The 24234-nt window shown below is 35.3% G+C and carries 34 protein-coding genes; 29 read left to right on the forward strand and 5 right to left on the reverse strand.

Annotation, left to right across the window (positions count from 1 at the left end; all coding sequences use genetic code 11):
• Positions 1 to 44 precede the first annotated feature (44 nt).
• Together F7984_RS04215 and F7984_RS04220 are read left to right on the forward strand one after the other, a co-directional pair.
• Entirely contained in the window at positions 45 to 1091 is a 1047-nt protein-coding gene (locus tag F7984_RS04215; RefSeq protein ID WP_140461131.1) for an ABC transporter permease, read from the forward strand.
• Positions 1057 to 1851 carry an ABC transporter ATP-binding protein gene (locus F7984_RS04220; RefSeq protein ID WP_066101815.1) on the forward strand — a complete coding sequence of 265 codons (795 nt, stop codon included), beginning with the start codon at positions 1057 to 1059 and terminating at the stop codon, positions 1849 to 1851. The genes F7984_RS04215 and F7984_RS04220 overlap by 35 nt, the downstream gene beginning before the upstream one ends.
• Positions 1852 to 1912: 61 nt before the next feature.
• Here the strand turns inward: F7984_RS04220 and F7984_RS04225 are convergent, their stop codons facing one another.
• Positions 1913 to 2347 carry a hypothetical protein gene (locus F7984_RS04225; protein WP_192796831.1) on the reverse strand — a complete coding sequence of 145 codons (435 nt, stop codon included), beginning with the start codon at positions 2345 to 2347 and terminating at the stop codon, positions 1913 to 1915.
• Positions 2348 to 2565: 218 nt separating this feature from the next.
• Here F7984_RS04225 and F7984_RS04230 point away from each other — a divergent pair, with 218 nt between their 5' ends.
• The 10 genes from F7984_RS04230 (at position 2566) to F7984_RS04275 (ending at position 9755) form a co-directional block, all read left to right on the forward strand.
• Positions 2566 to 3288, forward strand: coding sequence for an AzlC family ABC transporter permease (locus F7984_RS04230; RefSeq protein ID WP_066101810.1), 723 nt, complete (start codon positions 2566 to 2568; stop codon positions 3286 to 3288).
• Positions 3285 to 3590 (forward strand): AzlD domain-containing protein, encoded by a 306-nt coding sequence (locus F7984_RS04235; protein WP_066101807.1) that lies wholly within the window; start codon positions 3285 to 3287, stop codon positions 3588 to 3590. Before F7984_RS04230 ends, F7984_RS04235 begins: the two co-directional genes overlap by 4 nt.
• Before the next feature lie 192 nt (positions 3591 to 3782).
• Positions 3783 to 4538 (forward strand): SDR family oxidoreductase, encoded by a 756-nt coding sequence (locus F7984_RS04240; protein WP_066101804.1) that lies wholly within the window; start codon positions 3783 to 3785, stop codon positions 4536 to 4538.
• Between the two features lie 114 nt (positions 4539 to 4652).
• The gene (locus tag F7984_RS04245) at positions 4653 to 5189 is read left to right on the forward strand and encodes a GNAT family N-acetyltransferase (protein ID WP_066101801.1); all 537 of its coding nucleotides are present in this window, start codon (positions 4653 to 4655) and stop codon (positions 5187 to 5189) included.
• A 120-nt stretch (positions 5190 to 5309) separates the two neighbouring features.
• Positions 5310 to 6029 carry a nucleotidyltransferase domain-containing protein gene (locus F7984_RS04250; protein WP_140461132.1) on the forward strand — a complete coding sequence of 240 codons (720 nt, stop codon included), beginning with the start codon at positions 5310 to 5312 and terminating at the stop codon, positions 6027 to 6029.
• 85 nt (positions 6030 to 6114) lie between these two features.
• Positions 6115 to 6552: a GNAT family N-acetyltransferase gene (locus tag F7984_RS04255; RefSeq protein WP_140461133.1), complete on the forward strand. Its 438-nt coding sequence runs from the start codon at positions 6115 to 6117 to the stop codon at positions 6550 to 6552.
• Between the two features lie 45 nt (positions 6553 to 6597).
• Positions 6598 to 7134: a GNAT family N-acetyltransferase gene (locus F7984_RS04260; RefSeq protein ID WP_066101794.1), complete on the forward strand. Its 537-nt coding sequence runs from the start codon at positions 6598 to 6600 to the stop codon at positions 7132 to 7134.
• Positions 7135 to 7340: 206 nt separating this feature from the next.
• Entirely contained in the window at positions 7341 to 8234 is an 894-nt protein-coding gene (locus tag F7984_RS04265) for a DMT family transporter (RefSeq protein ID WP_066101791.1), read from the forward strand.
• Positions 8235 to 8334: 100 nt separating this feature from the next.
• Positions 8335 to 8778 carry a GNAT family N-acetyltransferase gene (locus F7984_RS04270; protein WP_413242779.1) on the forward strand — a complete coding sequence of 148 codons (444 nt, stop codon included), beginning with the start codon at positions 8335 to 8337 and terminating at the stop codon, positions 8776 to 8778.
• A gap of 137 nt (positions 8779 to 8915) precedes the next feature.
• The gene (locus F7984_RS04275) at positions 8916 to 9755 is read left to right on the forward strand and encodes a phosphotransferase family protein (RefSeq protein WP_225983655.1); all 840 of its coding nucleotides are present in this window, start codon (positions 8916 to 8918) and stop codon (positions 9753 to 9755) included.
• A gap of 30 nt (positions 9756 to 9785) precedes the next feature.
• On the opposite strand, the gene F7984_RS04280 is transcribed toward F7984_RS04275, so the two are convergent.
• Both F7984_RS04280 and F7984_RS18900 read right to left on the reverse strand, forming a co-directional pair.
• On the reverse strand, positions 9786 to 10031 hold the full coding sequence (locus tag F7984_RS04280) for a hypothetical protein (RefSeq protein ID WP_225983656.1): 246 nt from the start codon (positions 10029 to 10031) through the stop codon (positions 9786 to 9788).
• A 71-nt stretch (positions 10032 to 10102) separates the two neighbouring features.
• The gene (locus tag F7984_RS18900; protein WP_180349926.1) at positions 10103 to 10240 is read right to left on the reverse strand and encodes a hypothetical protein; all 138 of its coding nucleotides are present in this window, start codon (positions 10238 to 10240) and stop codon (positions 10103 to 10105) included.
• A 206-nt stretch (positions 10241 to 10446) separates the two neighbouring features.
• On the opposite strand from F7984_RS18900, the gene F7984_RS04285 reads away from it, so the two are divergent.
• The 6 genes from F7984_RS04285 to F7984_RS04310 all read left to right on the forward strand — a co-directional run bounded on the left by F7984_RS04285 (position 10447) and on the right by F7984_RS04310 (position 14562).
• Entirely contained in the window at positions 10447 to 10833 is a 387-nt protein-coding gene (locus tag F7984_RS04285) for a nuclear transport factor 2 family protein (protein WP_140461135.1), read from the forward strand.
• Positions 10834 to 11028: 195 nt separating this feature from the next.
• Positions 11029 to 11931, forward strand: coding sequence for an alpha/beta fold hydrolase (locus F7984_RS04290; protein ID WP_140461136.1), 903 nt, complete (start codon positions 11029 to 11031; stop codon positions 11929 to 11931).
• Between the two features lie 179 nt (positions 11932 to 12110).
• Positions 12111 to 12563 carry a MarR family winged helix-turn-helix transcriptional regulator gene (locus F7984_RS04295; protein WP_140461137.1) on the forward strand — a complete coding sequence of 151 codons (453 nt, stop codon included), beginning with the start codon at positions 12111 to 12113 and terminating at the stop codon, positions 12561 to 12563.
• A 24-nt stretch (positions 12564 to 12587) separates the two neighbouring features.
• The gene (locus tag F7984_RS04300) at positions 12588 to 13106 is read left to right on the forward strand and encodes a spermidine/spermine N(1)-acetyltransferase (RefSeq protein ID WP_066101763.1); all 519 of its coding nucleotides are present in this window, start codon (positions 12588 to 12590) and stop codon (positions 13104 to 13106) included.
• Positions 13107 to 13157: 51 nt separating this feature from the next.
• On the forward strand, positions 13158 to 13868 hold the full coding sequence (locus tag F7984_RS04305) for a B3/B4 domain-containing protein (protein ID WP_066101760.1): 711 nt from the start codon (positions 13158 to 13160) through the stop codon (positions 13866 to 13868).
• A gap of 79 nt (positions 13869 to 13947) precedes the next feature.
• Positions 13948 to 14562: an FMN-binding negative transcriptional regulator gene (locus tag F7984_RS04310; protein ID WP_066101757.1), complete on the forward strand. Its 615-nt coding sequence runs from the start codon at positions 13948 to 13950 to the stop codon at positions 14560 to 14562.
• 114 nt (positions 14563 to 14676) lie between these two features.
• On the opposite strand, the gene F7984_RS04315 is transcribed toward F7984_RS04310, so the two are convergent.
• Both F7984_RS04315 and F7984_RS04320 read right to left on the reverse strand, forming a co-directional pair.
• Positions 14677 to 14952: a hypothetical protein gene (locus F7984_RS04315; RefSeq protein WP_066101756.1), complete on the reverse strand. Its 276-nt coding sequence runs from the start codon at positions 14950 to 14952 to the stop codon at positions 14677 to 14679.
• A gap of 93 nt (positions 14953 to 15045) precedes the next feature.
• Positions 15046 to 15369 carry a hypothetical protein gene (locus F7984_RS04320; protein ID WP_066101753.1) on the reverse strand — a complete coding sequence of 108 codons (324 nt, stop codon included), beginning with the start codon at positions 15367 to 15369 and terminating at the stop codon, positions 15046 to 15048.
• 265 nt (positions 15370 to 15634) lie between these two features.
• Here F7984_RS04320 and F7984_RS04325 point away from each other — a divergent pair, with 265 nt between their 5' ends.
• From F7984_RS04325 to F7984_RS04375, 11 genes are all read left to right on the forward strand, one after another.
• Positions 15635 to 16090: a GNAT family N-acetyltransferase gene (locus F7984_RS04325; RefSeq protein WP_318839203.1), complete on the forward strand. Its 456-nt coding sequence runs from the start codon at positions 15635 to 15637 to the stop codon at positions 16088 to 16090.
• Positions 16091 to 16187: 97 nt separating this feature from the next.
• Positions 16188 to 16691 (forward strand): GNAT family N-acetyltransferase, encoded by a 504-nt coding sequence (locus F7984_RS04330; protein ID WP_066101750.1) that lies wholly within the window; start codon positions 16188 to 16190, stop codon positions 16689 to 16691.
• A gap of 285 nt (positions 16692 to 16976) precedes the next feature.
• Positions 16977 to 18164 carry an MFS transporter gene (locus F7984_RS04335; protein WP_225983657.1) on the forward strand — a complete coding sequence of 396 codons (1188 nt, stop codon included), beginning with the start codon at positions 16977 to 16979 and terminating at the stop codon, positions 18162 to 18164.
• 408 nt (positions 18165 to 18572) lie between these two features.
• The gene (locus F7984_RS04340; protein WP_066101746.1) at positions 18573 to 19451 is read left to right on the forward strand and encodes an SMP-30/gluconolactonase/LRE family protein; all 879 of its coding nucleotides are present in this window, start codon (positions 18573 to 18575) and stop codon (positions 19449 to 19451) included.
• Positions 19452 to 19639: 188 nt separating this feature from the next.
• Positions 19640 to 19879, forward strand: coding sequence for a helix-turn-helix transcriptional regulator (locus tag F7984_RS04345; RefSeq protein WP_077247964.1), 240 nt, complete (start codon positions 19640 to 19642; stop codon positions 19877 to 19879).
• The gene (locus F7984_RS04350) at positions 19869 to 20213 is read left to right on the forward strand and encodes a DUF2178 domain-containing protein (RefSeq protein WP_066101743.1); all 345 of its coding nucleotides are present in this window, start codon (positions 19869 to 19871) and stop codon (positions 20211 to 20213) included. The genes F7984_RS04345 and F7984_RS04350 overlap by 11 nt, the downstream gene beginning before the upstream one ends.
• Before the next feature lie 194 nt (positions 20214 to 20407).
• A complete protein-coding gene (locus F7984_RS04355; protein ID WP_066101738.1) occupies positions 20408 to 20758 on the forward strand; it encodes a hypothetical protein in 351 nt (116 codons plus the stop codon).
• 381 nt (positions 20759 to 21139) lie between these two features.
• Positions 21140 to 21763 (forward strand): hypothetical protein, encoded by a 624-nt coding sequence (locus F7984_RS04360; protein WP_066101735.1) that lies wholly within the window; start codon positions 21140 to 21142, stop codon positions 21761 to 21763.
• Entirely contained in the window at positions 21756 to 22517 is a 762-nt protein-coding gene (locus F7984_RS04365) for an ABC transporter permease (protein WP_066101732.1), read from the forward strand. The genes F7984_RS04360 and F7984_RS04365 overlap by 8 nt, the downstream gene beginning before the upstream one ends.
• 25 nt (positions 22518 to 22542) lie before the next feature.
• Complete coding sequence (locus F7984_RS04370) at positions 22543 to 23211, forward strand: ABC transporter ATP-binding protein (RefSeq protein WP_175354225.1); 669 nt, start codon at positions 22543 to 22545, stop codon at positions 23209 to 23211.
• A 14-nt stretch (positions 23212 to 23225) separates the two neighbouring features.
• Positions 23226 to 24212: an ABC transporter substrate-binding protein gene (locus F7984_RS04375; RefSeq protein WP_066101726.1), complete on the forward strand. Its 987-nt coding sequence runs from the start codon at positions 23226 to 23228 to the stop codon at positions 24210 to 24212.
• Positions 24213 to 24234: the final 22 nt, after the last annotated feature.

The raw sequence follows: 24234 nt of genomic DNA on the forward strand, positions 1-24234 counted from the left end.
GTTCTTCAGCCGTAATTAATCCAAACAGAAAGGAAGGTTAATACGTGTTTGCATCTGTTTTTGGTTCGGTGGAAGCCGGCATTATTTATAGCATTATGGCCTTAGGTGTTTACTTATCATTTCGAATTCTTAACTTTCCTGATATGACAGTGGACGGAAGCTTTGTAACAGGGGCGGCCGTCGCTTCCATTTTAATTACAGGCGGAACAAGTCCTATCCTTGCTACATTTTCGGCGATATTTGTAGGGTTCTTTGTAGGAATAATTACGGGGTTACTGCACACAAAAGGGAAGATTAATCCACTGTTATCGGGAATTTTAATGATGATTGCCTTATATTCTATTAATCTAAGAATTCTAGGTAAGCCAAATGTATCCTTATTATCAGAGGATACAATTTTTACTCAGCTTGGTACATGGTGGGCGAGTCTTGGAATTGATAACTGGATTGCATCACTTTTCACAAACATTGGATTAGAAGGCTATATTCCGCATACATGGTCCATTGTATTGCCGATGATTTTATTTGTTATCGTAGGCAAGATGTTACTGGATGCATTTTTGAAAACAGAAATAGGCCTTGCCATTCGAGGAACTGGAGATAATGAGCAAATGGTGCGCAGCTTTTCGGTTCATACAGATATGACGAAAATGCTGGGACTTGGAATCGCCAATGCGCTGGTCGCTTTATCAGGAGCTTTTGTCGCACAGTATATTGGGTCTGCTGATGTCGGAATGGGGATTGGAATGATCGTCATTGGGCTTGCATCCGTTATTATCGGGGAAGCAGTCTTCGGTTCTAAATCCATTGCCAGAGCGACCTTAGCGGTTATTGGCGGAGCGATTTTATATCGATTGGTTGTAGCCTTTGCGCTTAAAGTGGAGTTTCTTGAAGCGGGAGATATGAAACTAATTACGGCTGTAATTGTTATTATTGCTTTGCTTATTCCAAAATGGATAGACAGTACGAAAAAATCCCGGAAAAGACGCAATCGAATGAAAGAATTGAATGCAGAAACGGTTAAACCTAGTATAAATGAGAATGGAGGAGAGCAGCTTGCTGCAACTAAGTCAGATATTAAAAGTGTTTAATGAAGGCTCTCCTGATGAAAAAATGGCATTAAATCAGATTAATCTTGAATTGAAGCAAGGGGATTTTGTGACGGTAATTGGAAGTAATGGAGCGGGTAAATCCACACTTATGAATTTAATTTCAGGGAAAATCCTGCCCGATTCAGGAAAAATCATCCTTAACGGAACCGATTTGACGTATGCGGGGGAACACCGCCGTGCCCGAAAAATAGGAAGGGTCTTTCAGGATCCGCTGGCAGGTACTGCTCCGACGATGACAATCGAAGAAAACCTGGCCATTGCCTATGCAAGAACAAAAAGAGCAGGGCTCAGTTTCGGAGTTACAAATAAGCGCAGACTGTTTTTTAAAGAAAAACTAGAGGAGCTTCATTTAGGTTTGGAGAACCGATTATCTGCGAAGGTCGGCTTGTTATCAGGAGGGGAAAGACAGGCGCTATCCTTATTAATGGCTACTTTTACAGAGCCGGATATACTCCTCCTTGATGAGCATACTGCAGCACTCGATCCATCACGGGCTCAGCTTATAACCGAGCTTACGAAAAAAATCGTAAAAGAACATAAATTGACAACCTTAATGGTAACCCACAATATGCAGCAGGCCCTTGATTTGGGCAATCGATTAATCATGATGGATAGCGGTGAAATTATTTATGAAGCAGATCAAAACTCTAAACAAACGTTAACCATTGATCAGTTATTGAATGAATTCCAAAAACTAAAACGGAATACGCAAATTTCTGATAGGAGCTTGTTGGGATAATAGATGTATAGGAGTAAACAAACAGAAACAGCAAGCATTATGCTTGCTGTTTCCATCTATTTTAGCCAACCTTTCTTGTTGGAACAAATGTTTCTTTGTATGTATCTTCCCACAAATCAATTCGGCTCTGGATATGGATTTCATCGCGCATGCTTTCATGATGCTTTTCGATTTTTTTGGTGATTCTCTCTCTCCAGAAGCTTTTGAAATTTGGTTGAATCGTCATAGAATGCTCTACACATACATGGTTATTGTTTTCGTGGAATACGACTAAAACCTGGCAATCTTTATAGGAATGGCCCATTTTAGAGAAAACTTCATCTAAGTGATTAACTGAAATTATTTTTTGTAAACGTTCTTGTTCGTCTGGATCAGGATGATGCAGAGTGTTTGGACAAATATGTGCTACTTTGCCAACTTCATCAATAACTACTCGTACATATCCTAATGTTTTTTCATTACCTTGCATAAGTATCCCTACTTTCATCTTCATCATAAATCCATTATATGAGGGATGAATGTAATTCTACAATATTCAAAAAATTCCAATACAAAAGATAAGTTCGATAAGACAGACTTTTGGTATAACCATTAAAAGAATAAGTAAAATACGTAAATCTCTTACAGAAGCTTGGTAGATAAGAGTAAAAACCCTTGAATTATTAGGAATAGCTTATTTTATCTTGACGTAAGAGACTAAGAAAGGAGTATGTCATGGAGGTGCAGGTTGCCGAGCGCAGTGTATCGGATTTTAAGGAGGGGATTCAGGCAGGAATCAGTATTGCGATAGGATATTTTCCAATCGCGCTAACATTTGGTCTGCTTGCCAAATCATCGGGACTAACATTTGGGGAAGCCTTAGCTATGAGTATATTGGTATATGCAGGTGCTTCTCAGTACACAGCATTAAATTTGCTGTCACTCGGTACAGGTGTAATTGGTATTATTGTCGCTACATTTATTTTAAATATACGGCATTTATTAATGGCGACATCCATTCAGTTAAAATCTGTGAATGATCCTTTATGGAAAAAGATTATTTATTCATTTGGTATTACAGATGAAACGTTTTCGGTCGCATCCTTTAAAAAGGGGAAAATAACAGCGGGCTATATGTTCGGCCTTGGAGGAATTGCTTATGTAAGCTGGGTTCTCTGTACGGGAGTTGGTTATTTGTTCGGAGCCAGTTTGCCCCATGCCTTACAGGAAAGTATGAGTATTGCCCTCTATGCGATGTTTATTGCTCTGTTAATGCCAGCATTGGCGAAAAGCCGTAAAATCCTCCTCCTTGCTGGTATGGGAGCAATCTTTAACACAATATTATCTGTAACGGGTCTTTTATCCACCGGCTGGTCAATTATTGTGGCAACGCTTTTATCAGCCTTTCTGGTTGAATGGATGTATACGTTGATTGGCAAAAGGAGGACAAGTGAATGACGGCATCTAGTTTTATACTTATATTAGGGATGGCCCTCGTTACATACATACCAAGAATGCTGCCTTTTGTTTTGTTTAAAGAAATGAAGCTCTCTCCATTTTGGGAAGGTTTTTTACAAAACATCCCCTATGCAACGCTGGGTGCATTGATTTTTCCTGGTGTGCTTTTTATACAGGAAAACATTTGGATAGGATTAATCGGTGGGATGTCAGCTATCATTCTTTCTTTGCTTGGAGCCAATGTCATGCTTGTAGTGGTGGGATCGATTAGTATTTTAACAGTCTTGTCTATCTTTTTATAATTTTATTCGCGTACCTAAAAGGGGGACTCTCTCTCCCCTTTTTTTCTTTATTTTCAATTATTAGTTTGTCAGATTAAGATTTATTCCAGTATATGTATGGTTGGGTTTTTATTGTTAAATTATGGGTTTTTAATTATGATTAATCACAATACCTAGTATAAATATCAAATTGCTTTAGGGAAGGGAAAATACATGACTTTTTTGCATGGGAAAATAGCTTTAGTAACAGGTGCGAGTGGTTCAAGGGATATTGGGACGGCCATTTGCAGAAAACTAGCTTCACAGGGAGCTGATATATTTTTTACATACTGGAAAGCAGAACAAGAATGGCCTGAAATCTTTTTTAATGAAATACAAACTAACGGAGTCCGTTGCAAAAGCATGGAAATTGACCTGTCAGATGCAAATGCAGCCTCCGAAACAATTAAGCGTATTTCAGAGGAATTAGGTGTACCTTCCATATTGATTAATAATGCAGCCCATTCAACAAGAGATGGGTATCTAAATCTGGACGCTAAAACTTTGGATGACCATTATGCCGTTAATATGAGGACTACTTTTCTGTTATGTACAGAATTTGCTCGATGTTTTAAGAATGCTGGATATAAATCAGGCAGAATTATTAATATGACATCAGGTCAGGACTTGGGTGCGATGCCTGACGAATTAGCTTATGCAGCCACAAAAGGAGCTATTTCAGCGTTCACTCGGTCATTGTCCGCTGAACTGGCATCATTAGGAATTACAGTCAATGCTGTAAACCCTGGTCCTACTGATTCAACATGGATGACAGATGAGATTCGGGAACATCTTTTACCTAAGTTTCCAATGGGACGTATAGGTGTACCTGAAGATGTAGCCCGTATGATTGGCTTCCTTGCTTCTCAAGAAGGAGAGTGGATAACCGGTCAGATTATACATTCAGAGGGAGGATTTATACGAGGTTGAAAAGAAATAGTAGATTCATATTGGAGATATAGATGAAAATAAATAAACAGGAATACCATTCAAATAGCTTAATCTTATTAAGTTTTAAAAAGAGAAAGGGGCTCAATTATACATATGTATAAGAATCATGAGTTAATTATTCGGCCAATCAGAGAAGAAGATTTATATTCTTTATGGGAATTAGTTTATAAAGAAGAATCTCCTGAATGGAAAAAGTGGGATGCCCCCTATTTTGAACATAAGTCTATATCCTATGATGATTACTTGAAGAAAAGGGATAAGATTATCAATCAAGATTACTACTGGGGAATAGAAGTAGATGGAAAAATAATTGGTACAGTCAGTTATTACTGGGAGCATGAGCCGTCAAAGTGGCTAGAAATGGGCATTGGTATATATAATCCTCAATATTGGAATGGGGGATATGGTACGAGAGCTTTAAAATTATGGATTGACCATTTATTTAAAACGATGCCTTTAGTTCGTGTAGGGTACACAACCTGGTCTGGTAATCAGCGAATGATCAAAGTTGGAGAAAAATTAGGTATGCAAATGGAAGCAAGGTTAAGAAAATGCCGTTTCTATGATAACGAATATTACGATTCAATTAGAATGGGCTTATTGCGAGAAGAATGGGAAACTATTAAATAAAATCAAGAGCTGTCAACCAGTTCTTTTTTGTTTTCGATAAAGCTTTGGTTTTTGGAAGGTATTTCATATCTCAATGTAGAATCAAATAATTGAGAAATTTGTCGAATCAGAGGTGAGTCAATGGGTGGATTTAATAAAATAAGTCCAATTGAAGCCGGGCAACGGTTTATTAAAATTTATTTTCCAAACTGTCAGGGTGCTCTATTGGCAGGGAGCGTTGTTCGGGGTGAAGCAACTGAAACATCTGACTTGGATATCGTTATTTTCGATAAAAATATCAGTTCATCCTATCGAGAGTCATTAGTTGAATTTGGATGGCCTATTGAAATGTTCGTATATAATTTAACCTCTTATAAACTGTTTGTTGAAAGTGACTGTGAAAGGGCAAGACCTTCACTGTCAAGAATGATTTCTGAAGGGATAATCTTAAAAGATTGCGGAATAATCGATTCGATTAAAAAAGAGGCTAAAGAAATACTGGCTAAAGGTCCAGAAGAATGGACAGCCGAAATAATCAATACGAAGCGTTATTTTATTACGGATGCACTCGATGATTTCAAAGGCTGTACGAATCGGGCAGAGGAACTCTTTATAGCCAATACACTTGCTGAATTGGTAAGTGAATTTATCTTAAGAGCAAACCGTCAATGGATTGGCACATCAAAATGGGTAGTTCGTTCTCTCAAGCAATATGATGAATTATTTGCAAACCAATTTGTAGAAGCATTTGATTGTTTTTATAAGACAGGAGAAAAGGATCAAGTAATCCATTTAGTTGAAAATATATTAGAACCTTTTGGAGGGGAGTTATTCCATGGCTTTTTACTGGGGGAAAAATAAAGGAAGTCGGAATTACTAAAGAATAGAGTAGAACAGGCAAATTGCAAGATAAAATGACTAAATATTCAGAAATAAGAGGTGGATTATGGATCCGTTCACGATTAAAGAAATTAAATCAGTAAATGAAATAGTTGAAGCATTCCCTGTGATGAAGCAGCTGCGTATTCATCTCGATGAAAACTCCTATCTTGAACTCGTCTTGGATGCACAAGAAAGCGATAGATACAAAATGTTTGCTTTGGTTGATGCGGGTGAAATAGTTGCGGTAATTGGTTTTAAAACGATGATCACTCTTTATTATGGACGATTTGTTTGGGTATGTGATTTGGTTACGGATATAAATAAACGTTCCAAAGGATATGGTGAACAATTACTTACATATGTTCATCAATGGGCTAAGGAAAACAATTATGAAACGATATCCTTATCATCAGGATTGCAGCGTAAAGATACCCATCGTTTTTATGAAGAGCGGATGAACTATGACAAAGTAAGTTATGTATTTAAGAAGTCTTTAAATTAGAGATGTTCTATATATCTAGACCAGTATTAAGGGGAGGTGGTAATCATGATAGAACTAAAGTATTTTGAACGCTCTGATTTTAAACAGCTTATCAATTGGATTGATTCGCCTGCATTTTTACTTCAATGGGGTGGCCCTGGGTTTAACTATCCCTTGAATGATACTCAATTAGAAAAGTACATGGAGAATGCCAATCATGCTAACTCAGAAGCTCTGATTTATAAAGTGGTTGATCAAGAAACAGGCAACGTTATTGGACATATCTCTTTGGGGAGAATTGATAGAAAAAACGAATCTGCAAGAGTTGGAAAAGTCCTAATCGGTGATAAAAACACAAGAGGTAAAGGGATCGGTCAGCAAATGATTAAAGAAATACTTAAAATCGCATTTGAAGAACTTCACTTACATAGGGTTAGTCTTGGAGTATTTGACTTTAATGACTCTGCCATTGATTGTTACGAAAAGGCAGGATTTGTAAAAGAGGGTTTACATAGAGATGCAAGTAAAAATGGCGATGAATACTGGAGTTTATGGGAAATGAGTATTTTAGAAAATGAATGGCTGGAGATTAAAAACGTATAGTAGAAGAGATAGTTTATACTTTAGATGAATACAAAATGGCAATTTGTGGTGTAATCGGTAATGAGATTGTAATTAAATCTATTAGAAAATGACCAACCAGCTGTTCATTCATAAGTTGAGGAATGAACAGTCAAAAAAGTCATACCTCGTCTTAGCTGAAGATGATTTTTAATAATCCTATTTTTGTAGACGGAGGTATTTTCAAAATGAAACAAAGTTTACTCGGAGCTGTTTGTTTATCCTTGGCCGCCAGTTTGTGGGGCGGTATGTACGTAGTGAGCAAATATGTTTTGGATTTTATTCCGCCATTGACGCTAGTATGGCTAAGGTATGTAGTTGCATTTGTTGTTTTGTACGCTATTTTAAAGACCATTCAAGTCAAAAGTAAAACTCGTGAAACGATACAGATGAAAGATTGGCTGCTGCTGGGGTGGATTGGGTTTATAGGTTACTTTGTATCAATTGCTTTTCAATTCATTGGTACTAAATTATCCGATGCCCATACGGGATCTTTAATAACATCAGCTACACCAGCTTTTATGGTTGTTTTTGCAACGCTTATTCTGAAGGAAAAGCTAACGGGCAGAAAAGTTATCTCGGTCATACTCGCATCAATCGGAGTCACCATTGTTATTGGATGGGATACAAAGGCTGGAGATTATTTTTTAGGTAGCATGATATTAGTGGGAGCTGCCATTACCTGGGCTTTATTATCCGTCTATGTAAAAATTGCCTCTGCGCGTTTTACGTCATTAACAATCACTACCTATGCGGTCATGTTTGCGCTTGTGTTTACAACACCTGTAATGATATGGGAACTTCAATCAAATGCTGCTGACTATGATAGTGCTTTAGTTATCATGGGGGTTATCTATCTGGGGGTAGTTTCAACTGCGGGAGCGTTTTTCCTTTGGAACAAAGGATTAGAAATGATGGATGCAGGAATCGGCTCATTATTTTTCTTTTTTCAGCCACTGGTTGGTTCTTTCTTAGGGTGGCTCATACTAAATGAAAAGTTGGGCATTAATTTCTTTGTAGGTGCCATTTTAATTATTGCTGGTGTTGTAATAGTTACTTTTCAAAAGGAAAAACAGGTGTAAATTCTTTCAAGAGGGCAAGTTATCTTGCTTTCTTTTTTACAGCTAAGGTGAATAAAAATAATGAGGAGTGAAAGATAGAATGTCATTTGAAATATATAGTATGGCACAAGAACAAGCAGAAACAATTGCTTTCACCTGGCATTATGATAGTGAATATTCTTTTTATGATTTGGAAGCGGATAAAGATGATTTAGAGGAATTTTTAGATGTTGATAAACGAGGTAACTCTATGTTCGCTGTATCAAAAGATGAAGAATTAATAGCTTTCTTGAGTATTCACAGAATTGACGATAACACGGTTGATATCGGTTTAGGGATGAGGCCTGATTTAACTGGAAAAGGGATGGGATTAGAATTTTTAAAGGAAGGTATGGAGTTTATTAAATTTGAAGCGAACCCTCAAAAAATCACCTTATCAGTTGCTACATTTAATCAAAGAGCAATTAATGTATATAGAAAAGTTGGATTTAAAGATGTTGAGATTTTTATGCAAGATACAAATGGCAGCACTTTCGAGTTTTTAAAGATGGAATACATATGTTAAATTTTGTTGTTTTATATTGAGAAACGAGTATCGTAAAGAGCGTTGTCTTTGAGCTTTCAGATAGAGTTAAGGTCGAGGGGGAGGAGATTTTTATTATAAAACGTATCATTGAACATTTTGGATTGCAGGTAATATCAATGAATGAAGTTGAAGACTCCTTTAGTTCAAATGTCTATAAATGTAAGTTGCTTAGGGGTGCAACGGTTTTTATTAAAATTCCGTATACAAAATTAAAGTTTCAGCGGGAATTGGAAGCTTATGAGCTTTTAAAAGGAAGAATTGCGATTCCTGATATGCTAAATTGTTGGTTTGGAGATGAGAAGTATCCCGGTGCTTTTTTGCTTTCCGAATTAAAAGGTCAAACGCTAACAGCTGAGGCTTCAGCGGGAGCTATGTATGAAGTTGGAGCTATTCATGCTTCGATACATTCTATTCAGCTATCTCCCAAGAAAGAGTTGACTGCCATACAAAATGAATTCCCGAATTGGTCCGACTTTCTTGAATCAAAATTCTATAGTTTTGCTGTGGATGTAAGAGATGTATTGGATGAACATTTATATGAACAGGCTATAGAAAAGTTTGAAATCATGAAACGGCAACTCCCTGCCCCAGACGGACCAAGCTTAGTACATATGGATTTTCGCCCCGCCAATATTATAGTGGACGACAATCAAGTCTCAGGAATCATCGATTTTGAATCCGTACGATTTGGTTCAACAGAAATCGATTTCACTAAAATTTATCGTGATATTTTAAGCTGCGATCATACCCTCTACCAGGCATATAAAGAGGGCTATAAAAGTATCCGACCTTTAATTGATTTAGATATTGTATTGCCCTTTTATCGATTTACAGATGCCTTCAATAGCATTGGGTGGTGTAAGAAGCGTGGAATGGAAAAAAACGCTGCATTTCTTGTAGAAAATTTAGCGATTTTGAAAAAACTTTTACCATCAAATAGAAGTGAAGGTAAGTAATAAAAAGCTGCCCTATGGACAGCTTTGCTTTTACCGAAGTACATCTCCCTCATTATTAAAAAACGTAGAGCCAGTAGAGGTATGTCCATTAATCCATTCCTGTGAGATTTTAGATACATTAGCCCAATTAGGGATTTTTGCATTATGCTCTGCGATCCAGCTTAAGCAATATTGGGGATCGATATTTTCTTCATAGCATTGGGTTAAAAAAGTCTGGATATTGGTTTCTGTACAATTTTCAAAGGAGCCGCAGGTATGAGATAAAATTTGCTCCATTTTTATTTGAATAGAATCCTTGCTAGAGTTAGTCATCCAATTGCTCCTTTCATTTGGCTGATATCATTAGATCACTCATCATTCGTCTTGATATTTGAACCGTGACGGCTATTTACAGTGGGTATATGTTTTAAGGGAGTATCACCGTTTTTTGATGTCGTTTCCTGATTTCGTACCCGGAATTTAGATTGATCTTGATTATTCTTCATTTACTCTCACCTCCATTGTCTAACATTTGAAGAAATACAGAAAAATATTCAATTTCAAGCGCAAAATGTTAAGATACCTCACCAGAAATGAGAATGCTACACCTAATTTGAAAATAAATATTAGATAGTAAAAACACAATTAGTAGATAAAGGGCTATAAAATAAGCGGATTAAAATAATAATGCGTTAGTAAAGGGACTGATTAAATGGATGTGAAATTAAAGGAACAATTAAAGGAATTAGAAGAAAGCCATATTGGATTTGAAGTTCGTAAAAGTCGGGACAAGCTGGATAACATACTGGCAGACGATTTCTTTGAGATTGGCAGTTCAGGGTTTATGTTTGATAAAAAAGCCTGTCTGGAAGATGGAGTGGTTTTAACTGAGATGTCACTCTATAACTATAATATTTATCCGTTAGCGCAAGATGTTGTTTTATCTACTTATTTCATTGTTGATAGCACTCGTAATCGTAATACCTATCGAAGTTCAATATGGAAATTGATTGGTGGCAGATGGCAATTATATTTTCATCAAGGAACTATCTCTCCTTTACAATTAAGTGAGGTTCTTAAAAACCCTAATCCGAATTAGGATAGTTGCTTCTCAATAGAATAACTTAGTTTTCTCTTTAAACCTAAAAGGATTTTTAAAAACTTGATTGGAGGTAAATTGTGAGGTACTGTAATAAGCCGTTTCATTAACACTGTATTCTATGCTTCTCTACAAGAGCTCCTCCTTATATAGGTAGTAGATAATCTAATCATTGAATATAAGGAGGATAACTAAATGGAGAATGGACAATTAATTGATATTAAAGGGAAAAAGATATATGTGGAAATCAGCCATAAAAAATGTGATAAAGCGATTTTATATTTACACGGAGGCCCCGGAGAAGGCTGCTTCGATTTCACCTATCACCAAAAGACTCGTTTAGGAGATAAATTCAAACTAATAGCATCTGATCAAAGAGGGGTATGCAGGTCTGAAGGCATAAGTATTGGAGAAACATTTTGTCTTGATGACTTGGTTGACGATTGTGAGGGGCTTCGGCAATTACTTAGAATAAAGAAATGGTCTATAATAGGGCATTCTTTTGGAGGTTACCTGGCAGTACTTTATGCATCACGGTATCCTAACTCCGTAGAAAAAGTAATTTTTGAAGGACCAACATTTGATTTTAGACTAACAGCTAAAGCACTTCTTAAAAAAACGGCTAGTTTATTTGAAAAATATAAGATGGTCGAGCATGAATTGAAGTGTATAAAACTTTATAATGACGCCACTCTTTCAGCACGAGAACTGGTAGAGGGGTATATGGAGATTGGTGAACTTCTAGAAGAAAATAGGATGGAAATATATACTCATAATTTTAATAATCCAACTGATACAGGCGTATATTCAGATGGTCAGTGGGATAACTTCTATAATAAATCAGCAATCCATTTCGACCGCTTAAGAGATGAAGGAAAGATATTTGAGTCAGTTTTTCCTTTGTTGAAAAAAATCAATATCCCCTGTCTCTTAATTTTAGGAGAGCATGATGCTGTGACCTGCCCGATTCAAGTTCAAACGTATATAACCGAGGTTAAACAAGGTGAAATATATACGGTGAAATATAGCGGGCATACACCTCATTATGAAGCTGCAGATGAATTCTGTGATGTGGTAACAGACTATCTAACAAAATAAGATGTAATGAAAAGGCTGCTAAATTGAAGGTGAACCCAAAAGTTGACTTTTGACTCTAACTTTTAGGGCGTACATCAATTGCAGTCTTTTTATCATGCGTTTTGTTGCATATACAACAAAATATACTATAATAAAAGTAATAGCATAATTTAAGTGCTTAAAGTAATGGAGATGTATTTATGAAGGAAATTCTACGGGAAATAGGCATGATTGCCAGGGTTTTAGATTCGATTAGTAATATAGAATTTAAGGAATATGACCTTACTAAAGGGCAATATTTGTACCTGGTCCGCATTTGTGAGAATCCTGGTATCATTCAAGAGAAGTTAGCTGAGATGATAAAAGTGGATCGAACCACGGCTGCACGAGCTATAAAAAAACTTGAACTGAATGGTTTTATTGAAAAGAAAGCTGATCATCAAAACAAAAAAATAAAAAAGCTCTTTCCAACGGAAAAAGGGGCAAAGGTTTACCCATTTATAAAACGAGAGAATGATTATTCTAATAAAGTAGCATTAGCTGGATTATCTGAAACAGAGATAGATATTATTTTTGATCTCCTTCAAAGAGTTAGAAAAAATATTGAAGTAGATTGGGAATTTGTGAAAAAAGGAAATAAGAGAACGTATTGATTACATAAAGGAGACATCCATAAAATGAATGTAAATATACAAAAGTGCAATCATGAAGATATACAGATCCTCCAAGAAATTAGTATTCAGACATTCACTGATACATTTAAGGATCAGAATTCGCCTGAAAATTTAAAGGCCTATTTAGAAAGGGCATTTAATCGCGAACAGTTAGAGACGGAATTATCCAATGCTTCCTCTGAATTTTATTTCATCTATTTCTGTGAAGAACTCGCAGGCTATTTAAAGGTCAATTTCAATGATGCTCAAACTGAAAGAATAGCTGATGAGGCACTAGAAATTGAGCGGATTTATATAAAGTCAAAATTTAAAAGAAGCGGATTGGGCAACTATCTGATGGATAAGGCAGAGGAAATAGCCATTGGACAAAAGAAGAAGCTTATGTGGCTGGGCGTTTGGGAAAAGAATGAGATTGCTCTTAATTTTTATAAAAAAAGAGGATTTGTTCAAATAGGAGCTCACTCCTTCTATATGGGTGATGAAGAACAAGTCGACTTTATCATGAGTAAATCATTGATATAACTATTTATAGATCCTTTCATGATTAAAAACGATGAAGTGGAGTGTTGTGTGATGGTGAAATTTATTGTCGATACTGAATTTTGGGATGTTTTCCCGGATGCTCAAATTAATATGTTAATTGTTAGAAATATTAATAATCGAGGTTCGGAAGAAAACCATGATGATTTCTCTGAACTACTTAACAGAGCGGCTAAGGAGGCTACTCAGTTTCTGACAGAAGATACATTTAGCCAAAATCAAGTTGTTGATGAATGGCGTAAAGCATTTGGTAAATTTAAAACGAAAAAGGGTACTCGTTCATCGATTGAAGCATTGCTAAAGAGAGCCAATCAAGGTAGAGAGTTTACACCAATTAATCCTTTGGTGGACATCTATAATAGTGTTTCTCTAAAATATGCTGTTCCCTGTGGCGGAGAAGATTTAAATTGTATCACTGGGGACTTACGTCTTGGGAAAGCAAAAGGAGGAGAACCATTCTTGCCACTTGGTGCTGATCAAGATTCCCCTGCTTTACCGGAGGAAATCATCTATTATGATCAGGACGGAGCTATTTGCAGATGCTTAAACTGGAGAGAAGCTCAAAGAACGATGCTAACTGATGACACAACGGATGCTGTCCTATTCATTGAATCCATTAACAAAGAACAAGCTGAACGTGCTAATCTAGCCATGAATGAATTGAAGCAATTGATTGATTCGTATTTCAACACTATAAGTACGGATATGATATTGACGGCAAAAGATTCAGCTTTTGAATTTTAATATTTTTACATATCTTGAATCATATCTTTTTAACTCTTCTTTGTTCTTTTCATAGACGAACTTAAGGAGGAATATCACGATGTTCATACCTGAGTGCTTTACTATCGATGACAAAGAAACCATTTATGATTTTATTGAAAAATACAGCTTCGCTACTCTTTTTTCACAGCATAACGGCGAACCATATGCTACGCATTTACCCCTAATATTAGATAAAGATCAATTTGCCTTATATGGCCATATGGCGCGTGCAAACAAACAGTGGGAAGAAGCAGGAAAACAGCAGGTCCTTGCTGTTTTCCATGGCCCTCATTGTTATATTTCTCCTATTTATTATGAAACTATTAAATCAGTACCTACTTGGGATTATGTTTCTATTCATGTATATGGCAGAATGGAGATTGTGAGTGAAAAGAATGTCATCCATCACACCTTAAATAGCCTGGTTAATAAGTATGAAAAGGCAGATAGCTCATACCATTATCTAGACTTAGATTCCAGTATAATCGAAGGTATGATAAGAGAGCTTGTCGCCTTTAAGATTATTATTACCAAAATAGAAGCACAGGCAAAGCTGAGTCAAAATCATCCTGTGGAGAGACAAGAGTTAATTATTAAACATTTGGAAAACAATCCGGATCAAAATGATAAACAAATCGCAGCTTTAATAAAGAGAAATTTAATTAACAATTGACTGAAGGTAATAGTGGGAAAATTTGATTTTCTTAGAGAGCATTTGTCCATATGGATTAATGCTTTTTATTTGGACAAAAGATTTCTCTTATTAATAATGGATTTGATAGGATCTTTAATTTTTGGTTCTAATATAAGCTACAATAATTGCTGATAGGAACAAGGAAATACTAGGAAATATGATGTTCCATTCTGAAAATGAAATATCAGGATATTGATAATAGTATTTAGAATGCCAAACTTCAAAGATCAGGTTGGCTATTAAAGTCACTAGCGGGCCAATAAAAATTTTATTGGTTATGGCTGAGACTAATACGCCTAATCCAATCACAATGGTTGGGACAATAACTAGCTGCAATAAAAAAGGATCCATAGTGTCAAGAAAACTCATATTTATATTCTCCTCAAGACAACGGTGTATATGAATCTCATAAACGCTAAGAATAGATTGTATTAGGTAAAGAGATACAAATATACAATAGAATTATAAATAAATGAAAATCGTTACAATAAGTGAGGTTAAAAAGTATGCAAGAGAGCCAAAGAAAACATAGGAAGGATTAAACTTACTTTGAGTTCCTTCTGGTCGTAGGCCAGTACTGCCTTGAATTTGAACATCAAGACTGCGACTTGTGTAGCCGCCAGTTGAAGTAAAAAAATAAATAATTATTGTAGAAAAGAAGCCAACAAACACACTGTAATCAAAGAAAGAAGCATCAAGCGATGAGGTTAATGCAAAGTTAATAATTCCAATGATTAAAAAGGTACCTATAAAAATAATATATTTTCTGATTATATTCACCTCCATAATTTAATTATATATTATTTGGGAAATTATGTTACTTCATACTTTCTACAGTATGTAAACAAATAGTAATAATATGAAGTTTAAGGCTGAATGATTCAATTTTGTTGCTTGAGGTTAATATAGGTTCAAATAGATGGCTAGAGACACTAATTCAACACTTAGGAGTGTGTTGAGTTAGTGTCTTTTTGTTTGTTTGCAGGAAGGATTTTTATGTGATTTATATATCTAATGGTCCAGGTTAATACAAGAAGGATATTGCGTGTAATTGAAGAATTATTTAATCATCACACATTTGAAGGATAATGATATGAAAGAAATTAATACCGAAAAAATCCATCCATTAATACGGAATCTTCTTTCCTATGCGACATCAGAATTTAGGATTGACGAGGAATACAATAAATATTTAAAATCTCCAAATCGAAAATTATTTGGTTTAGAATGCAATGGGAAATATGTTGGGTGCATAGGATTTGAAATGATTAGTCCAAAAGAATGTGTCATTTCACATATTGCTGTATTTCCGGAACAAAGAGAAAAAGGGATTGGCAGAAAAATGATAAATTTCCTGTCCAATCAATTCTGTCTTATCTCTGCTGAAACGGATAAGGATGGGGTGGATTTTTATCGTAAATATGGCTTCATGATAACAAGTTTAGGAGAAAAATATCCGGGTGTGGAACGATTTCAATGTGAATTTAGAAATGAAAGTATTTGTTAAACTTGCTTGGTATGAATCTAAGAGAGATTGATAATTTTTTTGAAATGAACGAAAAGGAACCGCAATGTTCCCATAAGTTACAATTGAAGAGGAGTTTATGATGGAAACACTATCAGACCGTTTATTGCTGAGACCATATAATAATCATGATTTAGATTTTCTTGAATCACTTTTAACGAATCCTAATATTGTGCGATATATAGGAAACGGACAAATAAGAGATCAAGAAGGAATTCAAAAATTTTTGAATTGGATTATTGATACATATGCCATTAATCCTAATTATGGATTGAAGCTCATTTTAGAAAAAGAAAGCAACAACAGAATAGGTCATGCAGGATTGGTACCCCAATTGATAGATGGAAAAAAAGAGATTGAAATTGGTTACTGGATTTCACAGGAATATTGGGGTAGGGGATTTGCAACTGAAGCAGCCAGAGGGGTAATGGAATATGGGAAGAATAAGCTGAAGCTTGAAAAAATGATTGCCCTTATTCAAAAAGACAACACTGCCTCTCAAAAAGTTGCTCAAAAGATTGGTATGCGAATAGAAAAAGAACTACTATTAAATGGAAAAGATGTTTTTGTGTACTATTGCTAATTTTCTTTTTTGGTCTGAAGCCGATGCAGATTTTATTGTGGATGATTTATCTGAAATTCCTGTGATTATTAAAAAGATGAACAATGTGTATTGTTGATTCAACATGAATTTAGTGCATAGGTTAATAAATGAAGATATATTAGTTTAACGATATGTAGTTAACTACTATCAGGTTCTGATTAAAGATAGAGAACAATGGTGAGACACGCTATATTGATACCAGACTAAATCAGGCGCTCACTGTGCTAAAACTTTATACATAAGCGAATAATGGAGGACTGCTTTTTGCGGAAGATAATTTTTATATTTATCATCTATGCCACTTATATTAGTTTAGGGTTACCCGATCCCCTTTTAGGGATAGCTTGGCCTGAGATGGTGGGAGAATTTAATGTAGCACATAGTGCGGCAGGCTTAATCTCAATGACTATTGCAATTTGTACTGTTATTTCTAGCTTGTCGACTATGCGAATTAATAAAAAAATCGGAACGGGAAGACTAGTTCTAGGTAGTGTATTGCTTACTGTGATTGGATTGATAGGGTTTGCGTTTACACAAAATTTCTTATTATTAATTGTCTGTGCATTACCTTTAGGTTTTGGAGCTGGCGCTATTGACACCTCTGTAAATGACTACGTGGCTGCTAACTTCAAAGCACATCATATGAATTGGTTACATGCTTTTTGGGGAGTAGGAGCAACTCTCGGCCCAGTTATTATGGGTGTCGTTTTAAATAATCAATTTTCCTGGAGAAACGGTTATTTTATTATTGGCGGTATTCAAATTGTATTAGCTATTATTCTCTTCCTATCTATTCCTCTCTGGAAGACAAATCAACAAAAGGGATCCGAAAAGTCTGAAGAGAGTCCCGTGTCCAATGGCTCGGTTTTGAAAGAAAAGGGAGTTGTTTTTGCGCTATTATCTTTTGTATTTTATGTTGGTTTAGAAGGTACAATATTTTTGTGGGGAAGTAGTTATTTAATAGAAATGAAGTCATTATCAGTAGCTACTGCTAGTTTCATAATATCAGTATTCTTTGCAAGTTTAACCATGGGAAGGTTTATTTCTGGTTTTATTACGTTTTGGCTATCTAATCAGAAATTGTTACTGTTTAGCGAAATTGCACTACTCATAGGAATTATTACGGTTGCTTTTGGAACAGGCAGCGTTTTGTACGGTGGATTCATATTAATTGGTCTTGGATGTGCGGCAATTTTTCCAACCATGATACATGAAACTCCAAGAAGGTTTGGGAAAAGGAGTGCAAGTGCAATTATTGGGCTTCAAGTAGCTTTTGGCTCTGTTGGGGTAACCATTTTACCTCCGTTAGTAGGAATCCTGTTTCAGAATTATACAATGAATCTATTTCCGGTCGTTTTAGTAATTTTTGCTCTTACGTTACTTGGGGCAACCATTATTATTGAAAAGAGGAAAAGAGCAACTGAGTTTGATACTTTATCTAAACAGTTGTAAAAAACTCTGGGGTGTATGAGTGCTTACTGATCTGAACATTAAGGAGAATCTTTACAACCTTGCGGGGTTATCATTTCTTTTGATTTACTTACAGAAAGTCCAAGCAACTTTTACCTTTTAAAGAATTATAAAGAAACAGGATTAATCATCATGACAAACACAGATATAGGTGTCCGCCAGCTGAAAGGAATTATTGGAGAAGTATTTCATTCATTCAATTTCAAGCTCTGAAGGAGATACCCAAAATAGGCACAGATTTCATCTTTAAATGAATGAAATCCGTGCCTATTTTTATTGCCGGGCCAATTTCTAGTTAGTAAAATGAGCCAGTTTAGCGAAAGAAGGATTACTTCTTATCGTTATAGAATAAAGGACATAGAGAAAATAATACTAAACGAGGTGTTTGGCTTGGTAGGAGTTTTAGAATTGGTTCTAGATGTAAAAGCGACACTGGGAGAAGGTCCATGCTGGGATAGGCAAAGACAATTGTTATATTGGATTGATATTTTAGAAAAAAAGATATACATCTTTAATCCAAATACAAATGAAAACCACGGAATTCAGTTAGAACAATATATTGGGGCAATAGTACCTCGAAATATAGACGAAGCAGTAGTGGCATTAGAAAATGGTTTTTATTTTTTGAATTACTCCACGGAAAAAGTAACCCTGATAAATGAACCGGAGAGTCACTTGATTAATAATCGGTTTAATGATGGAAAATGTGATGCTTATGGACGCTTTTGGGCAGGTACAATGGACAAATCTTATATTAGAGAACAAGGTTCCCTTTATTGCTTAGATACAAATAGAAAAGTAGAGAAGAAGCTGAGTAAGATTGGCTTATCCAATGGCATGGCATGGTCACCTGATAATAAATTTATGTATCACATAGATACTCTATCTAAAAAGGTTAGTTGTTTTAATTTTAATCTTGTTACGGGTGATATTGAAAATCCCGTGGAAATTATCAGTTTCAAAGAAGAAGAAGGAATGCCTGATGGTATGACTATAGATGAAGAAGGAATGTTGTGGATTGCCCATTGGGGTGGTTCAAAAGTATCTAGGTGGAACCCTAAAACAGGTGAACAGATAGGCTCCATAGAGGTCCCAGCACTAAATGTTACATCTTGTACTTTCGGAGGGAAAGATTTAAATGAATTATATATAACTACAGCAAAATCGGGACTTAGTGAAGAACAACTTAAGAATTACCCATTATCAGGAGGACTTTTCAGGATCAAAATGGATGTAAAGGGAAGTCCATCTTATTCGTTTAAAGGGTAATAAACCTGATTGTTGAAAGAACATCTCTAGGCTGTTTTTTTATAAATATAAAAAGGGTGAGAATCGATGATAGGATTCTAACCCTTTTTAATTTGCATAATAATATTTATCCTTTGTATAAGTTTACTTTACTTTTATAAAAGTGTAGTTTATTATATATTTATGGTAAAAAAAGGAAGGTGTTGACCTTGAAAGAAAAAATGGAGGATTACGTTGAAAATAAAGTATATGAGCATCGAGTTTTAAAAAGATTGTCCCAAAAAGAGCTGGCTGACGCTGTGGGAGTATCCAAACAAACCATATATGTGATGGAGAAGAATAATTACTCTCCTTCCCTTGTTTTAGCTTTTCGAATTGCTGAGTTCTTTAACGTAGATATTAACCATATTTTTACTTATGTGAAAGGGTGCGATCAAAATGAAAAGTGAGGAAATATCAAATACAACTTTTTATCCATTAAAAACTTGGGCGGAAGCATCAACTGGTAATTGGAATATGCTTATTGGCATCGGTATTTTATTGCTTATAGTCGGAGTAATTCTGTTGTACGTATTTTATAGAAAAATAGGTAAGGCTGACGAAAGAACAAATCAAATACACTTAAAAAGTACCTTCATTATGTTAAGCGTAGTAATTTTATGTGACGTAATTTTCCCGAAAGAATATATGTGGCAAATTTTCTTCTTATTTAAATATTCTCTTGCATTCATTGCTTCAGGAATATTTCTAGCTGTTCAATATAAAAAGGATTTTTTAAACTAAGTAGGAAACAGAAGATCATTTAATTCATACAAATTTAAAAAACGGGATATTACAATACTATCCAGAGCTGTGAACAGCTCTATTTTTTATGCAGCAAAAAGGGGATGTTTTGTAATAATATGTATATAACAGATATAATCATAGTATTGTATATTTGCAAGCTTCATTTATAAAGTTGAAATGGGGATTAACTAATGATTTGGAAACAAAATAGAAATTGCAACCATACTTCATATAAATTTGAAGCTGATTTTATGAGTGACCCAATTTGGTGTAATGATTGTGGAGTAAATTTGGAGATAGATAATTTCCCTATATCAGATAAATTACAGGAAGAACTATTGGAATGGATATCGGAATATGGCAATTGGATTGAGTTAGAAACCGACCTATTAAAGGAAAATGGAGTAAAGCTAGAGGAATGGCACAATGAAAAAGGATTGCGGCTGTTCCAGGAAGTGAAGAAACAATTACGCGGAAAATATCCAATCGTATTTGTCCCATCTAGTTCAGCACAACAATATAACGAGTTAGAAAATGGTTGAAGCAGTTAAAAGTTGAAGACCAAGACTGCTACTGAGTAGTAATTATGGAGGCTAATGGGACAGATTCTCTATTAGCGAAATAATAAGTTTTTATGGATAAAAGTATTTAAACAAATGAAGTCTTTCTAGAAATAACAAAGGACATAATCTATTATCCTAATAGGTTATGTCCTTAATTTATATATCTATTTTAAATTTGGTGATGATAAATTAAAGCTAACTGTAAGGACAGTAGATATTTTAAGGTTTAACAGATTTTACTTTCTTTGGCAATGATATAAATGAATATGAACTTCATTGATAACCATTATCATTTATGATAATATTATTCAGAAATAATTTTGTTAATCTTTATCACTTCTAATTAGAAAGGAGAAGGAAGTGAAAAAATATATTTGGCTAAATCCTGTTGTTTTAAAAATGTATGAACAGGAAGAATTATATTCTACCTTAGAATGCTTAGATTTTCAGGTTGTTACTTGTGAGGAAAATCACTTGATGACTGTGAAAAATAAATACAAAGAGCGATACGAAGGATGTAATCAGCTCCTTTGTGATAATAGATGTCCTAAAGCAATTTCCTATGTAAAAACTCATTATGATCAAATTGGCCAGGAGTACGCTACTATCCAACCAATCTTAATTCATTGTGCTGAAGAACTGGCTAATAGATATAAAGATGATGATGCAGAACTATATATCATCACTCCTTGTACAGATTTAAAAGACCTAGGAACTAGCTTGGCATTGAAAAATACGATATTTCAAACATGGACTGAATTTTGCAGAGATCACCAAATCAAGCTTAATAGTAAACCAACTGAAAACAGTCCGATTCCACCAGGCTTTTTTGATAATATCCCTAATGTAGTCAGCCTTGCATCGAAGGATGATATTGATTGCTTTTTCCAGAGTACTCCTAAGCAAGAAAAACAATTAATAGAAATGTTATATTGCCAAGGTGGCTGCCATAATGGAGATGGAGTTAGGATAACAAATGAATAATCTTATAAAAAGATTGATACCGATTGCTTGTATTTTAATCGCATGGTATTTATGCAGCTATTTCGAAGTTTGGAGTGCCTATATTCTGCCTAGTCCAATGCAAGTATGGAATACCTTTGTATCAATGGTACAAAACGGAGAATTATTTATTCATATCTTTGCAAGTTTATATAGAGTACTAGTCGGCTTTTCGATTGCCTTTGTATTCGCCTTTTTTCTAGGCATCATTGCTGGTTTAAAGCCTGCCCTTTCTCCTTATTACAATCATATTGTGGAGTTCTTCAGAAATGTACCTCCACTTAGCCTGATTCCCTTGCTAATTTTATGGGTTGGTATCGGAGAAGAATCCAAAACAATCATAATCATTTTAGCTTCCTTTTTTCCAATGTTTTTAAATATAAAAAAGGGCTTTGGTTCTTGTGATTATAAGCTTTTGGAGGTCGGAAAAGTTTTAGGATTAAATCCAAGGCAACGTTTTCTGAAAATAATTCTTCCGTCTGCTGTCCCAGATATTCTTTTAGGAATGAAGGTTGGCCTGGGATATAGCTGGAGAGCTATTATTGGTGCTGAAATGATTGCCGCTGCAAGCGGTTTGGGGTACTTCATATTGGATGCGCAGACGATGTCTCGCTCTGATAAAGTGATTGTGGGAATTCTGGTGATCGGCCTCCTGGGAGTCATCTGCGATAAAATTTTCTCGTTCTTTAGCAAGAAATTCACTCGTATTGGAGGTATAGACAATAGCTGGGATTAAAATAAATCAACTTTATAAAAGTTTTATGGTAGATGGAAAAAAGCATGATGTTTTAAAAAATGTTAATGTCGAATTCCCTCAGAATAGCATCAGTGTCATTCTCGGAAAAAGCGGATGTGGGAAGACGACACTCCTGCGCATATTAGCCAATCTGGAGCAATGCGATGCAGGAGAAGTGTCCATTAATAGCAATGAAAAAATTAGCTTTGTATTTCAAGAACCCCGTTTGATGCCATGGTTACCCGTATCTAAGAACATTACATTCGGTTTAGAAAAACAAAAGATTAATGATGTGGAAATAGAAGAGTTAATGAATTTGATAGGATTAAAAAAGTTTGAAAAAGCCTATCCACACCAATTATCCGGAGGCATGCAACAAAGAGTCGCATTAGCAAGAGCATTAGCCTATGACCCATCCTTTATCTTAATGGATGAACCATTTGCTGCACTCGATTATTTCACACGTGAGGCAATGCAGAAAGAATTAATAAGAATTAACCAACTAAAAAAGAAAAGTATAATCTTTGTTACCCATAGTATCGAAGAAGCCATAGCAATAGGACAAAATATCTTTGTAGTTAATGAAGGAAGGATTCATGCTCAATTTAACTTAGAGCAATATGAATATCCAAGAGATGTATTATCGCCTTCTCTAATAGAAATAAAGAAAAACATCATAGAAAAACTAGCGTGAGAGTGGGACATAAAATGAAAAAATGGTTATTATCTTTACTTGCTTTACTGAGCATATCAGTTATCGTTGCTTGTGGAAAAGATACCGATTCTGATAAGAACAGTACAAAAAATAACGAGGAGAACACGTATACTGTTGATAAGGTGCAGACAACTTATGTGCAATCTCCTTTAAATATTCCTTCTATTGTAGAAAAGGAAAAAGGATTGTTGGCCAATTCTTTTGCGGAAGAAGGGATTGAATTCGGCTATTCCAATTTAACAACCGGCCCTGAACAAACTCAGGCTTTGGCTTCAGGTGATATCCAATTCCTGAATGCAGTCGGTGCCACATCTGTCATTTTATCTGCATCGAATGGAGCGGATATCAAAATTATGAGCATGTATAGCCGTTCTCCTGAGGCTTTCATGTTATTTACAAACCTGAAAGATATTAAATCACCTGAAGATCTAGCAGGGAAAAAAGTTGCTGGTCCAAAGGGAACAATTTTACATGAACTGCTTATCAATTATTTAGCAACTGAAGGCTTAACAGAAAAGGATATTGAATTTGTTCAAATGGATATACCTTCTGCACAAGCAGCGTTAGTAGCAGAGGAAGTCGACTTTGCGTTACTAGCTGGCCCTACCGCATATAATATGATTCAAGATGGGTACCAGGTGGTTACAAATGGTGAAGGGCTGGTCGATGGAACAATTGTAGTTGCAACTAGTGAAGATTTCTACTCGAAGAATCCTGGCTTAGTAAAGAAATTTTTACAAGTACAAGAAGAGACACTGCAATATATCGATGAAAATTATGAGGAAGTCATGGAAATTACAGCAAAGGAAACCGAACTACCTCTAGATGGTGTAAAAGAAATGTATGAAATGTATGACTTCAATATGGAAATCAAACCATCAGATATCGAGAGTATGGAAAAAACAGTGAAATTCATGAAAGAGAATAATATGATCGAAAATGATATAGATATTGAGTCCTTAATTTTAGATGTAGAATAATAGTAAAAAGCATGTTTCTGTA

The sequence above is a fragment of the Pradoshia sp. D12 genome (assembly GCF_008935075.1).
Classification (GTDB): domain Bacteria; phylum Bacillota; class Bacilli; order Bacillales; family Pradoshiaceae; genus Pradoshia.